Below are 13249 nucleotides of genomic sequence, written 5' to 3'. Positions count from 1 at the left end.
CAAACTCCTTTTGCCGCCGTAGTTGTTATTTGTTATGGAAATAACCATCTTCGATGGTGACTTTGAGAACGACTTTTTTGACCGCGTTATTGCAGATAAACCGATACGCTTCATGGATATCGCAAATAACGATTTGCCCTTCGTGAACCTCGACGGTTTCTCCGCAGCCTTTTAAATATTCGCGGTCAGTTTCATCACGATAATATTCCACTACCTGTAATGTTTCTTTCGGCGCATATTCAATCTTTTGCTGCCCTTGCAGGTAGTAATGCACTTCAAAATAACGACGATGCCCGGTAAATAACGCATCGGTCGCGGAGTCATTTTCCACACGGTAGGTCAATGAGTCACCGATGGAGTGGGCGACGCCAGGCTGAATGTTGTCGATATTTTCAATCGCTTCAACGCAGCGTTGCCACTTCTTGCCAGAGGCGTAAATCTGGCGGAACTGTTCTAAGTTATCGATGATCCTCATTGCTTATTCTCGCTGTGCAAATTCGTGGAAAAGAACCCTGCGCCGAACTCATACGACGCCAGGCTTTGCGCGGTAGCTTCTCCGCCAGAAACCGGCAGCAACGTAAAGCCGTAGCTGAAGTCACGGAACCAGACACGCCAGGAGTCCAGCACCTCGCTGCCCCAGGAGTTGGAGCCGAGGCCGAGCAGCTGGTGGTCAAGATTCAGGGTGATATCATCACTGCGCTGAAGTTCGTTGCAGTGTTGGGCTGCGTGGATGTTTTCCTGGGTGTAGTGCCAGGCGCTGAAGTTAATTGGGCGCTGCGGAACCACCAGCAGACCGTTGCCGTGGCGGTTAGTCAGTGCCGCCCAGCGGACATGCTGACGGTTGCCGTTGTTCTGCGGGAAGGGATAGTTCTCGAACATGGCATCGACGTTACTGCGCCAGATATCGATGATGTTAGCCTGCTGGCTGTCGGCGTAGTTTTCGCCCGGTCCACGACCGTAATACGCCACCTGGTCGTATTCGCCGTTAATCCCCATGGTGAAACCGATGCACGGAATGATGTGCGGATAGTCACCGTAACGCTCGCCGGAAAGCGCCACGTTAACCTGTCCATCGGCAGCGATACGCCAGATGTAGGTGCAGCGCATCCCGAAGTCAAACACCGGCGGGGCAATAACCGTGCGGCTGATGATCAACACTTCGCCATCACTTTGCTCAACGGCAAAGTCGCGCAGATGTTCCTGCATGATCTGCAAATGATTCGGCTGCCACAGCCCTTCGTACTCCTGCTTGTGGTTGTCGATCATTGGCTTGAAGAAGTTGATCTTTGGCTCGCGAGTCAGCATTGATTCGCCATTCACCTGCCATGACGTCGGTTTGCCACTCATTTTTGAGAAGGTGATTGCGAAGTTGTAGCCGCGAACGGTGCAGCTCAAACGATCGTCTTCCAGCGTCAGCGGACGAGCATTATTTGGTGCGAAAGGCACTGGCTGCGCGGTGTTTTCCTTCAGCGGGAACTGATAAGTAGCGATAGGGTGCCCGGCGTCGCTGTAGCGTGTGCGGGAATCTTTGGTCACCGTAATGTTGAGGAACGCTTCGCGGGTGTCCAGTTGTGGCAGCGTAATGCGCAATGGCGCTTCGCTGTTTGGTGCAACGTCGCGCAGCTTAATTTGCTGCGTTGCGAGCGTTTCACCTTCGGCGCGCACCTCTGCGTGCAGGGTGTAGTCATCAAGCGTGGTAAACCACAGTTTATTTTCGACTCTTAGCTCGCCGCGAGTCAGATCCAGCGCGTGGATTTTTACCGGCGCAATAACCTGTTTGTACTCTTTCAGGCCTGGTCCCGGCGTCTGATCGGAGTAGATCAAACCATCAAGACAGAAGTTATAGTTGTTGGGATAGTCGCCGTAGTCGCCGCCGAATTTATACCAGACATTGCCGTTGTCATCCTGCGCCTGGATCCCGTGGTCGCACCATTCCCAGACATAATGTCCCTGAATGCAATCGTGCTTATAGAAGACGTTCTGGTATTCCGTTAGCCCGCCCGGTCCGTTCCCCATCGCATGAGCGTATTCGCAGATGATACGCGGCTTCGGATGCGGATATTCACCAAACTCATTCATCAGCGGCACGCGGGTGTACATGGTGGAAATAATATCGACCACTTCAGCATCGCGATCTTCTTCGTAGTGCACCAGACGCGTGTCATCGAGCGCCTTCGCCGCGTGGTACATCGCGCGGATATTACAGCCATAGCCGGACTCGTTGCCCAGCGACCAGATGATGATCGACGGATGGTTTTTCTGCGCGTGAATATGGCGAACGATGCGCTCGACGTAGACCTTTTCCCACTGCGGATCGTCGGTAATACGGCTGATATCGCCGACGTTAGCAAAGCCGTGCGATTCGACGTCGGTTTCCGCCATCACAAACAGGCCATAGATATCACACAGTTCGTAAAAACGCGGATCGTTCGGGTAGTGAGCGGTACGCACGGAGTTGATGTTGTGCTGCTTCATCAACTGGAGATCTTTCTCTACGCGATCCATCCCAACGGCGCGGCCTTTGCGATGATCGTTATCGTGACGGTTGACGCCGTGCAGCATCACATAACGGTTATTGATCCAGAACAGACCGTCGCGCACTTTGATATCACGGAAGCCGACGCGTTGCGGCACCACTTCCAGAATGTTGCCGTCGGCGTCTTTCAGCGTCATGACCAGATGGTAAAGATAAGGAGATTCTGCCGACCATTGCTGCGGCTGTTCGACAGTAAAAGCAAAGCTGGCGCTGGTCAGTTTTTCAATTGCCAGATGAGGAATGGCGCTGCTGTGCACCACGCGTTCGCCGTCGAACAGGGTATATTCCAGCGTCGTTACGACAGGGGAGGCGGCGAGGTTTTCCAGCACCACTTCGCAGGAGAGCGTGGCATCGCAATAGGCTTCGTCAAAGTCGGTACGAACGGTGAAATCGTTAATATGTGTTAGTTGTTTTCCGATCAGATAAACATCGCGAAAGATCCCCGCCGACCACCACATATCCTGGTCCTCTACGTAGGTGGAGTCCGCCCACTGCATCACGCGCACACACAACAGGTTGTCGCCGGTTTTAACCATCGCGCTGATGTCAAACTCTGCGGTCAGGCGACTGCCCTTGCTGAACCCCACATACTGACCGTTAACGTAGACTTCAAAATAGGTTTCGACGCCGTCAAATTTAATCAGCGTCTGTTTACCCTGCCAGCCGTCGCTGAGGGTGAAAATACGTTGATAGGCACCGGTTGGGTTATCGCTGGGGACAAACGGCACATCGATAGGGAACGGAAAACCTTCGTCGGTATATTGCAGTTTGCCGTGACCTTCCATTTGCCACATGGCGGGGACGGTAATATGCCCCCAGTCAGCCATTAACTCGGAAGTGAAGGCTTCTGGCACTTGTAGCGGATGGTCAAAAAAATGGAAATTCCACTGACCGCTTAAGGGCAGAAACAGGCTGCTGGTTTCGCGGGCAAAGGTACGCGCCTGCTCAACAGAATCATATGAAAAAAAGTACGCACGCGGCGCAAGTCGGTTTTCGTGGGTGAGCTGAATGTTTTCCCAGCGATTCATAGGGCCTCCCGGTAGAGAGAAATCGGAACCATTCATGGTGATGGTAGTTTGTGTAATTGCTGGGGAGTTTAGTAAAATTTTTACTAAAAAGTAGCAGGTAAATGCATTTACTTTAACTGGATCACGAAAATAAACGGCAGCACTGCCCGGCAAAAACGATTGCCGGACAGTGTGTAAGGGGATTTAGCGGGTGGTGCCGCGCAGTTTTAATTTGCTGGGAACGAACACTAACAGTGGCAGAGCGCGACCATCGCGAGCCTTTTCATACAACAGGTTAACGCCCTGGCTTCCCATCATTTCGGAATGGATGCGCACGGTTGAGAGCGGCGGAAAGGTAAATCGCGCGGTGGGGATGTCGTTCACGCTGATAAGCGAAATATCCTGCGGGATGTTCAGGCCGCGTTCATGAATTGCCCGCAGTACGCCGATAGCAATGGAATCAGAAGCGACAAACAACGCCTTCGGATAGTCTTTCCGCGCCAGCATTTGCTTTGCCAGTTCATAGCCCGACGAACTGGAAAAACCGCCGCGCCAGATGTCCTCTTCGCGTACCACTTGTTTCAGGCGACCATATTCCACAAAGGCGACTTCACGAATATCCGCCTTGCCAGGCTCATCTTCGCCGCCAATAAAACCAATACGATTAACGCCCTGATCGATGTAGAAGTCGATGATTTCTTTACTGATGCGTGCCAGATCGATATCCACCGCATCGTAACCGCTGCCGGGTTCGTGAAAGTCGATAAAACAGATATTGTCGGTCAATGCGCTGGCGGCGGCGCGCAGGGCAGGCGTGGGTTTACCGACAATCAAAATACCGGTGACGTTTTTAATGTCCGGCAAGCCGTTGTGCTCATAACAGTTGGTCAGTTCGATCGCCAGCTTTTCGCACTGGGTTTCAATGCCGTGGCGGATCGCCAGATAATAAGGATCGTTGATCTCCAGCTCCTGTTGGTAGCTGTAGATAGCCAGAATATGGTGTTGGTTGACTGCGCCTGTCTGTAGTTTACGGGCGCTACTGGTCTTGTACTCCAGCTTTTCGGCGATCTCGAGAATGCGATGTTTCGTCTCTTCTTTCACATTCAACGTCGGATCGTCATTTAAGACCCTGGATACTGTCGCCAGGGATACGCCAGCTTCGATTGCGATGTCTTTTAGTGTTGCCATGTTTACCTTTTTTACTTTCCCTGATGTGCGTCTCCATTGTAGAGGAAGTGCTTATCGGGTCACCTGTTTTCAGTAAATAAAGCGCGTTTCTTTGACGCTGTAACGGTAACACAGCGGCTTACGAATGTGATCACGCCTGCATTCTCCATTTTTAGCCTACAGGATTGAGAAAAACTTTTGCTATAGTTTAGTAAAATTTTACTTGAGGGGGGAAACAATGGAAACCGTTGCTTACGCTGATTTTGCGCGACTGGAAATGCGCGTCGGGAAAATTGTGGAAGTGAAACGCCATGAAAACGCCGACAAGCTGTACATTGTACAGGTTGATGTGGGGGAAAAAACGCTGCAAACCGTGACCAGCCTGGTGCCGTACTACAGCGAAGAAGAGCTGATGGGGAAAACGGTGGTGGTGTTGTGCAATCTGCAAAAAGCGAAAATGCGCGGTGAAACGTCGGAATGCATGCTGTTGTGTGCGGAAACCGATGACGGCAGTGAAAGCGTACTGTTAACGCCGGAACGGATGATGCCTGCGGGCGTGCGAATCGTATAAAGAGATCGGATGGCGACGTTGCATCGCCATCCGCCATCGGTATTACGCTTCTTCGACACTTACTCGCATAGCTGCCAGCGCCTTACGCGCCGCTTTAATCACCAGTTCACACTGTTCAATGGTCAGCGTCAGTGGCGGTTCAATGCGGATCGTTTTGGCGTTGTTGAGCGTGCCGGCAACCAGCACGCGCTGGCGGAACATCTCGCTGGCAAAGTTGTAGCCGATTTCGTTATCAACAAACTCAATCGCCATCAACATCCCTTTACCACGCGCTTCCTGTACCAGATCGGGATATTCCCGCGCCAGTTGGCGGAAACCGTCCAGCAACATATCGCCTTTTTGTTCAGCCTGAGCCGGTAAGTTCTGCTCCAGCAACACATTGATGGTCGCCAGCGCCGCCGCACAGGCCAGCGGGTTGCCGCCAAAGGTGGTGGTATGCAGGAACGGGTTGTCGAACAGGACTGAGAACACCTCTTCAGTGGCGATGGTTGCGCCAATCGGCATCACGCCGCCGCCGAGGGCTTTTGCCAGACACAGAATATCCGGCTGAACGTTCTCATGCTCACAGGCGAACATCTTGCCCGTGCGCCCCATGCCCGTTTGTACTTCATCGAGGATCATCAGTGCGCCGAACTCATCGCACAGCTTACGCACGGCGGTGAGGTAGCCCGGCGGCGGCAGAATGACGCCACCTTCGCCCTGAATCGGCTCAAGGATCACCGCAGCCACATCATCACCGGTTTTTTTGCACTCGCTAAGGGCCGTGCGCATGGCTTCGATATTGCCAAATGGTACATGACGGAAGCCCGGTAGCAGCGGCATAAACGGTTTGCGGAAGGTCGATTTTGCCGTGGCTGACAGCGCGCCAAGCGATTTACCGTGGAACGCGCCGCTGGTGGCAATAAAAGTAAACTTGCCGCGCGGTGACTGATAAGCCTTCGCCAGCTTCAGCGCCGCTTCAACGGACTCAGTGCCGCTATTACAGAAGAAGCTGTATTTCAGTTTACCGGGCGTTAGCGCGGCAAGGGTTTTCGCCAGCATCGCCCGTAATGGGTCTAGCAACTCCTGGCTGTGCAGCGGCTGTTTCGCAAGTTGATTCTGTACGGCGGAAACCACAACTGGATTACGGTGCCCCACGTTGAAAATGCCAAAACCTCCCAGGCAGTCGATAAACTCCTGTCCTTGGGTGTCGACAAGCGTATTTAAACCTCCCGCTTGCCACTCTACGGCTCCGTAATCCCCGCCGGCGGTAACAGATTTGCGATACTCTAAAAACCCCGGATTGACATGCTCTTTGAAGTATTCAATCACCTCGCGGTTAAGTGCTTTCATCTCCTCATGATCCAGCGTTCGCTTTTCAATGAGATTCAGGGCGTGGGCGCTGCACGCTAAAGCCGATGCGCTCGAAGGTAACCTGTTCAAAATATGCTCCGGAGGCTCGCGTATCACATGATACCGATTTAAGTATTGCAGGGATTGCGCCACTCCGGCTGCGATCGCGAAAATCGGGATAAACATAAATGCGGTTATCATTCATGCAATATTTAATGCTATTTGTTAACACCTGCCGTTATTTTGCACGATTTTTATCGGGCGCACCTCCTGCTATCCAGGAGGAAATGCACTATGTCAGGGCAATAATTGCCTGATTATTGGGCAATATAATAAACGTGCCGGGATAGTACCCAAGTGAAAGTATTTTAAATCAAGGAATTAGGTTTTGTGCTTTAATCGAAAATTGCGATCTAAATCAAATTAAACCACTAAAGATAACCGCACCGGAGCCGACATAACTTCTGACAAGAAGTTAACAACAATATAACCTGCACAGGACGCGATTATGTCTTCTCATTCGTATGTCACCCAGCAAAATATCCCGCTGGCTGACGATACCACTCTGATGTCTACTACCAATCTACAAAGCTATATCACACATGCTAATGACACTTTTGTGCAGGTTAGCGGCTATACCTTGCAAGAGTTACAGGGACAGCCGCATAACATGGTGCGCCATCCGGATATGCCGAAAGCGGCCTTTGCTGATATGTGGTACACCCTGAAGCAGGGGGAACCCTGGAGTGGTATTGTGAAAAATCGGCACAAAAATGGCGATCATTATTGGGTGCGGGCGAATGTGGTGCCGATGGTGCGTGAGGGCAAAATCAGTGGTTATATGTCGATTCGTACACGGGCGACGGATGACGAGATCGCAGCGGTAGAGCCGCTGTACAAGGCGCTGAATGCCGGACGTACAAATAAGCGTATTCATAAAGGTCTGGTGGTGCGTAAAGGCTGGCTGGGAAAACAGCCTTCATTGCCGCTTCGCTGGCGGGCGCGTGGAGTGATGGCGCTGATGTTTATCGTGCTGGCGGCAATGCTCTGGTTTGTTGCTGCCCCGGTGGTGACGTATTTCCTCTGTGCGCTAGTGATGTTGTTGGCAAGTGCCTGTTTTGAATGGCAGATTGTACGCCCGATAGAAAATGTTGCCCGTCAGGCACTGAAGGTGGCGACCGGAGAACGTAATAGTGTTGAGCATTTGAATCGCAGCGATGAGCTGGGGCTGACATTACGCGCGGTAGGGCAACTTGGCCTGATGTGCCGTTGGCTAATTAATGATGTCTCAAGCCAGGTGTCCAGTGTCAGAAACGGCAGCGAGACGCTGGCGAAAGGCACTGATGAACTGAACGAACATACCCAGCAGACAGTTGATAACGTTCAGCAAACGGTGGCGACCATGAACCAGATGGCGGCGTCGGTGAAACAGAACTCTGCTACGGCGTCGGCTGCCGATAAACTTTCTATCACTGCCAGTAATGCAGCAGTGCAGGGCGGGGAAGCGATGACCACGGTGATCAAAACGATGGACGATATCGCCGACAGTACCCAGCGCATTGGCACCATAACTTCGCTGATTAACGATATTGCGTTTCAGACCAATATCCTCGCCCTGAATGCGGCGGTGGAAGCGGCGCGCGCCGGAGAACAAGGCAAAGGTTTCGCGGTGGTGGCTGGGGAGGTACGTCATTTAGCCAGCCGTAGCGCCAATGCTGCCAACGATATTCGCAAGCTAATTGATGCCAGTGCAGATAAGGTGCAATCCGGTTCGCAACAGGTACACGCCGCCGGGCGGACGATGGACGATATTGTGGTGCAGGTAAAAAACGTCACCCAGTTAATTGCTCAGATTAGCCATTCAACGCTGGAACAGGCTGATGGGCTTTCCAGCCTGACCCGTGCGGTAGATGAGCTTAACCTGATCACCCAGAAAAACGCCGAGCTAGTGGAGGAGAGCGCGCAGGTGTCGGCGATGGTAAAACACCGCGCCAGCCGACTGGAAGACGCGGTGACGGTGCTGCATTAATCGGTATGCCGCATCCGGCAGTTGGAGCACAATGCCTGATGCGATGCTGGCGCATCTTATCAGGCCTACGGGGGGTAGGCGGATAAGGTATTTACGCTGTATCCGGCAATCGGTGATTAATCCAGTTGCGTAATATCAAAAGCGGCGCGGTCGATCACCGCAATGATCTTTTTTATCTGCGCGTCGGTGATATCGCTCTGGTTGACGCGTAAGTCCAGCACCGCTTTAAAATTATCCAGCGCCCGCTTCATTTGCGGGTTCTGGCGCAGCGCCGCACCAACGCAACGCGCTTTGATGCGTTCCTCAATCATCTCCACTTGTTCGCGGTTTTCTTCCAGCCACTGCGCGCCCTGTTCGGTCAGCGCAATCTGTTTTTTGCCGCCTTCCTCTTCGCGGATGGTAATTAGCGACTGCTCCTGGAGAAAATCCAGCGTCGGGTAGATGACGCCCGGGCTTGGGGTGTAATTCCCCTGGGTCAGATTCTCAATCGCTTTAATCAACTCATAACCGTGGCTGTCATCGCGCGAGAGAATATCCAGAATCACCAGGCGCAATTCACCGTGACCAAAGAAACGCTGCCGACGACCGCCGCCGCGACCGTGGCGACCACCGCAGCATTGACCGTGTTCATGCTGGTGACCGTGCCCGCAGTGCTCGTGTTCTGACTTCTCACCTTTGCAGCAGCCTTCATGGCGTGGCTGGCCTTCATGTTTACAACACCCTTCGTGATGATGACTCATATCAGCCTCCTTTTGCTTAATTAGATATATCTAATTTATATCTGATATGAGCATTGCTGCAAGTACAAAAATGATTTTTAAACTCAGATGTACTCAACATGTAGGCCGGATAAGGCGTTCACGCCGCATCCGGCAGCCTTGCTACGGTGCTGAATGACTTCACATACTTCAGATATATCAGTTCTACAAATTGCTTGCATTTATCATGATTAACAATCATTATCATTTGCGAATTTTATTTAGATATATCTGATTACCATCACGAAGGCGATAACAATGAATAACTCTCCCCGCTACCCACAGCGCGTTCGCAATGATCTGCGCTTCCGTGAACTGACCGTGTTACGCGTTGAGCGCATCAGCGCCGGTTTTCAGCGCATTGTCCTCGGCGGCGAGGCGTTGGACGGTTTTACGTCGCGCGGCTTTGACGATCACAGCAAACTCTTCTTTCCTCAACCTGACGCTCACTTTGTACCGCCAACGGTAACAGAAGAGGGTATCGTCTGGCCGGAAGGGCCACGCCCGCCGTCGCGCGACTATACGCCACTGTATGATGAGCAGCGCCATGAACTGGCGATCGATTTTTTTATTCACGACGGCGGTGTCGCCAGCGGCTGGGCGATGCAGGCGCAACCGGGCGATAAACTCACAGTAGCCGGACCGCGTGGTTCGCTGGTGGTGCCGGAAGATTACGCGTATCAGGTGTATGTATGTGATGAATCCGGAATGCCCGCACTGCGCCGACGCCTGGAAACGTTAAGCAAACTTGCCGTTAAACCGCAAGTTACCGCGCTGGTCAGCGTGCGGGATAACGCCTGTCAGGATTATCTCGCGCACCTTGACGGTTTTAACATCGAGTGGCTGGCGCATGATGAGCAGGCGGTGGACGCGCGTCTGGCACAGCTGGAAATTCCTGCCGATGATTATTTCATCTGGATAACCGGCGAAGGCAAAGTGGTTAAGAATTTAAGCCGCCGCTTTGAAGCGGAACAATATGACCCACAGCGGGTACGCGCAGCGGCTTACTGGCACGCAAAGATTGATATATGAAAAAAGGCTGACGATTTCTCGTCAGCCTTTGCGGTATCTGGTGGCCCCTGCTGGACTTGAACCAGCGACCAAGCGATTATGAGTCGCCTGCTCTAACCACTGAGCTAAGGGGCCATGGTAGCGGATTATAAAGTAACTCCGTGCCGCGATCCAGCCATTAGCGTGCGGCTGCTGTTTTTATAAACAACGTGTTTTCAATTCGTTATACTTCCTGCGGGTTGTGTTGTTCAGGAGTTAATATGGTTGACGATATTCTTGCGCCAGGATTGCGTGTGGTGTTTTGTGGCATCAATCCGGGCCTTTCTTCCGCAGAGTCTGGCTTTCCGTTTGCCCATCCGGCAAATCGCTTCTGGAAGGTGATTTATCAGGCCGGATTTACCGACCGTCAGTTGAAGCCACAGGAAGCGCAGCATCTGCTGGATTATCGTTGCGGTGTTACCAAACTGGTAGATCGTCCAACGGTGCAAGCCAATGAAGTTTCAAAGCAGGAGCTGCACGCAGGCGGGCGTAAGCTGATTGAAAAAATTGAAGATTATCAGCCGCAAGCGTTGGCGATTCTGGGCAAACAAGCATATGAACAGGGATTCAGCCAGCGCGGTGCACAATGGGGGAAACAAACGCTCACCATTGGTTCGACGCAGATTTGGGTGTTGCCGAATCCCAGCGGTTTAAGTCGCGTTTCACTGGAGAAACTGGTTGAGGCGTATCGGGAACTGGATCAGGCGCTGGTCGTGCGTGGGCGATAAAAACGCCACCGAAAAGGTGGCGTTTGTGCAGAGGGATAAGTGCCGGATGCGGCGTAAACGCCTATCCGGCTTACCGATTAATCGTCCAGGAAGCTACGCAGTACTTCAGAACGGCTTGGGTGACGCAGTTTACGCAGCGCCTTCGCTTCGATCTGACGGATACGTTCACGGGTAACGTCGAACTGTTTACCCACTTCTTCCAGCGTGTGGTCGGTGTTCATGTCGATACCGAAACGCATACGCAGAACTTTCGCTTCACGCGCGGTCAGTCCAGCCAGCACGTCGTGCGTTGCCGCACGCAGGCTTTCGGTGGTCGCAGAATCCAGCGGCAGCTCGAGGGTGGTATCCTCGATGAAATCCCCCAGATGCGAATCTTCATCATCACCGATCGGCGTTTCCATGGAGATTGGCTCTTTGGCGATCTTCAGCACTTTGCGGATTTTGTCTTCCGGCATCAGCATACGTTCAGCCAGTTCTTCCGGCGTCGGTTCACGACCCATTTCTTGCAGCATCTGGCGAGAAATACGGTTGAGCTTGTTGATAGTCTCAATCATATGCACCGGAATACGGATGGTGCGCGCCTGATCTGCGATAGAGCGGGTGATCGCCTGACGGATCCACCAGGTTGCGTAGGTGGAGAACTTGTAACCACGACGGTATTCGAATTTATCAACCGCTTTCATCAGACCGATGTTGCCTTCCTGAATCAGATCGAGGAACTGCAAGCCACGGTTGGTGTATTTCTTAGCGATAGAAATAACCAGACGTAAGTTCGCTTCAACCATCTCTTTCTTCGCACGGCGGGCTTTCGCTTCACCGATGGACATGCGACGGTTAATGTCTTTAACCTGCTCAATGGTCAGGCCGGTTTCTTCTTCAATCTGCTGCAGTTTCTGCAGGGCGCGATGCACTTCTTCAGAGACATCGTGCAGTTTTTCCGACCACGGCTTGTTCATCGCAATTGCCGCGTTGAACCAGGTATCGCTGGTTTCGTTGCCGGTAAACAGGGTGATGAAGTTTTTCTTCGGCATTTTGCACTGCTCAACGCAGAGCTTCATGATCAGACGTTCTTGTGTACGAACGCGATCCATCATGACGCGCATACTATTGACCAGGTAGTCAAACTGCTTCGGCACCAGGCGGAACTGTTTGAATACTTCAGACAGTTTCAGGATCTCTTCCTGAGCGGCAGCGTGGCTGCGGCCTTTCGCTTTAATGGTGTCACGCGTTACAACGTACTGAGCGCGCAGTTCAGCAAATTTTTCGCGAGCCAGCTCCGGGTCGATGCTGTTGTCATCGTCGGCACTGTCGTCGTCGGCATCTTCTTCGTCTTCATCTTCGTCATCGTCCAGATCTTCCTGGGAAAGTTCAGAACCGACGTGAGTGGCGGTTGGTGCCAGATCTTCTTCTGCGTTCGGGTCAACAAAGCCAGTGATCAGATCGGACAGACGCGCTTCTTCTGCTTCAACACGATCGTACTGTTCCAGCAGATAGGTGATCGCTTCCGGATATTCAGCAACGGAGCATTGAACCTGGTTGATCCCGTCTTCGATGCGTTTAGCGATGTCAATTTCGCCTTCGCGGGTCAACAGTTCAACGGTGCCCATTTCACGCATGTACATGCGTACCGGGTCAGTCGTGCGCCCGATTTCAGATTCCACGCTGGAAAGCACCTGCGCGGCGGCTTCGGCAGCATCTTCGTCTGCTGTGTTTTCAGCCAGCATCAGGTCATCGGCATCCGGCGCTTCTTCCATCACCTGAATGCCCATGTCATTGATCATTTGGATGATGTCTTCGATCTGATCGGAATCGACGATATCTTCCGGCAGATGGTCATTGACCTCGGCATAGGTCAGATAGCCTTGCTCCTTACCACGGGTGACAAGAAGTTTCAGCTGTGACTGCGGGTTTTGCTCCATAAGACGGTATCCACACTTATTTCATGAGGTTGGTGTTGGGCGATTGACCGGATATCATTCAGACGTTAATACTGAAATCCAACGGTTATTTACCGCCAACGATAATTACGAGGGCGTACTTATATCATTGCCGCTGCCTCTCAGTGCGGCTG

General features: G+C 52.4%; 10 protein-coding genes and 1 tRNA gene. 4 read left to right on the top strand and 7 right to left on the bottom strand.

The annotated features are described in order from the left end of the window. Positions 1–25 precede the first annotated feature (25 nt). The 3 genes from A7Z29_RS07605 to ebgR form a co-directional block, all read right to left on the bottom strand. Positions 26–475 (bottom strand): beta-galactosidase subunit beta, encoded by a 450-nt coding sequence (locus A7Z29_RS07605; RefSeq protein ID WP_001219943.1) that lies wholly within the window; start codon positions 473–475, stop codon positions 26–28. Then, on the bottom strand, positions 472–3564 hold the full coding sequence (ebgA, locus tag A7Z29_RS07600) for a beta-galactosidase subunit alpha (protein ID WP_105290052.1): 3093 nt from the start codon (positions 3562–3564) through the stop codon (positions 472–474). The genes A7Z29_RS07605 and ebgA overlap by 4 nt, the downstream gene beginning before the upstream one ends. Before the next feature lie 183 nt (positions 3565–3747). Next, positions 3748–4731: a transcriptional regulator EbgR gene (ebgR, locus tag A7Z29_RS07595; protein WP_105290051.1), complete on the bottom strand. Its 984-nt coding sequence runs from the start codon at positions 4729–4731 to the stop codon at positions 3748–3750. A gap of 217 nt (positions 4732–4948) precedes the next feature. On the opposite strand from ebgR, the gene A7Z29_RS07585 reads away from it, so the two are divergent. Continuing rightward, a complete protein-coding gene (locus A7Z29_RS07585) occupies positions 4949–5281 on the top strand; it encodes a tRNA-binding protein (RefSeq protein ID WP_000450588.1) in 333 nt (110 codons plus the stop codon). A 42-nt stretch (positions 5282–5323) separates the two neighbouring features. On the opposite strand, the gene ygjG is transcribed toward A7Z29_RS07585, so the two are convergent. Then, the gene (ygjG, locus tag A7Z29_RS07580) at positions 5324–6703 is read right to left on the bottom strand and encodes a putrescine aminotransferase (protein WP_001309772.1); all 1380 of its coding nucleotides are present in this window, start codon (positions 6701–6703) and stop codon (positions 5324–5326) included. Between the two features lie 418 nt (positions 6704–7121). On the opposite strand from ygjG, the gene aer reads away from it, so the two are divergent. After that, the gene (aer, locus tag A7Z29_RS07570) at positions 7122–8642 is read left to right on the top strand and encodes an aerotaxis sensor receptor Aer (RefSeq protein ID WP_000094747.1); all 1521 of its coding nucleotides are present in this window, start codon (positions 7122–7124) and stop codon (positions 8640–8642) included. A 116-nt stretch (positions 8643–8758) separates the two neighbouring features. Here aer and nfeR read toward each other — a convergent pair whose 3' ends face one another. After that, positions 8759–9382: a DNA-binding transcriptional regulator NfeR gene (nfeR, locus tag A7Z29_RS07565; RefSeq protein ID WP_000018005.1), complete on the bottom strand. Its 624-nt coding sequence runs from the start codon at positions 9380–9382 to the stop codon at positions 8759–8761. A gap of 276 nt (positions 9383–9658) precedes the next feature. On the opposite strand from nfeR, the gene nfeF reads away from it, so the two are divergent. Then, positions 9659–10432, top strand: a complete 774-nt coding sequence (nfeF, locus tag A7Z29_RS07560; protein WP_105290050.1) for an NADPH-dependent ferric chelate reductase NfeF — start codon at positions 9659–9661, stop codon at positions 10430–10432. Between the two features lie 38 nt (positions 10433–10470). Here the strand turns inward: nfeF and A7Z29_RS07555 are convergent. Then, positions 10471–10546, bottom strand: a tRNA-Ile gene (locus A7Z29_RS07555). Positions 10547–10671: 125 nt separating this feature from the next. On the opposite strand from A7Z29_RS07555, the gene mug reads away from it, so the two are divergent. Continuing rightward, positions 10672–11178 (top strand): G/U mismatch-specific DNA glycosylase, encoded by a 507-nt coding sequence (gene mug / locus A7Z29_RS07550; RefSeq protein ID WP_000227303.1) that lies wholly within the window; start codon positions 10672–10674, stop codon positions 11176–11178. Between the two features lie 77 nt (positions 11179–11255). Here the strand turns inward: mug and rpoD are convergent, their stop codons facing one another. Continuing rightward, on the bottom strand, positions 11256–13097 hold the full coding sequence (gene rpoD / locus A7Z29_RS07545; protein ID WP_000437367.1) for an RNA polymerase sigma factor RpoD: 1842 nt from the start codon (positions 13095–13097) through the stop codon (positions 11256–11258). Positions 13098–13249 lie beyond the last annotated feature (152 nt).

Source organism: Escherichia sp. MOD1-EC6842 (assembly GCF_002965705.1).
GTDB lineage: Bacteria > Pseudomonadota > Gammaproteobacteria > Enterobacterales > Enterobacteriaceae > Escherichia > Escherichia ruysiae.
The sequence above is the reverse complement of the archived record's forward strand: the minus strand, read 5'-3'. Positions and strand labels throughout refer to the sequence as shown.

What these genes read in the sequence shown, in the direction of transcription:
- aer (WP_000094747.1), top strand. Translation starts at nt 7,122, where the DNA reads ATGTCTTCTCATTCGTATGTCACCCAGCAAAATATCCCGCTGGCTGAC.
- A7Z29_RS07605 (WP_001219943.1), bottom strand. Translation starts at nt 475, where the DNA reads ATGAGGATCATCGATAACTTAGAACAGTTCCGCCAGATTTACGCCTCT.
- nfeR (WP_000018005.1), bottom strand. Translation starts at nt 9,382, where the DNA reads ATGAGTCATCATCACGAAGGGTGTTGTAAACATGAAGGCCAGCCACGC.
- ebgA (WP_105290052.1), bottom strand. Translation starts at nt 3,564, where the DNA reads ATGAATCGCTGGGAAAACATTCAGCTCACCCACGAAAACCGACTTGCG.
- mug (WP_000227303.1), top strand. Translation starts at nt 10,672, where the DNA reads ATGGTTGACGATATTCTTGCGCCAGGATTGCGTGTGGTGTTTTGTGGC.
- A7Z29_RS07585 (WP_000450588.1), top strand. Translation starts at nt 4,949, where the DNA reads ATGGAAACCGTTGCTTACGCTGATTTTGCGCGACTGGAAATGCGCGTC.
- nfeF (WP_105290050.1), top strand. Translation starts at nt 9,659, where the DNA reads ATGAATAACTCTCCCCGCTACCCACAGCGCGTTCGCAATGATCTGCGC.
- rpoD (WP_000437367.1), bottom strand. Translation starts at nt 13,097, where the DNA reads ATGGAGCAAAACCCGCAGTCACAGCTGAAACTTCTTGTCACCCGTGGT.
- ebgR (WP_105290051.1), bottom strand. Translation starts at nt 4,731, where the DNA reads ATGGCAACACTAAAAGACATCGCAATCGAAGCTGGCGTATCCCTGGCG.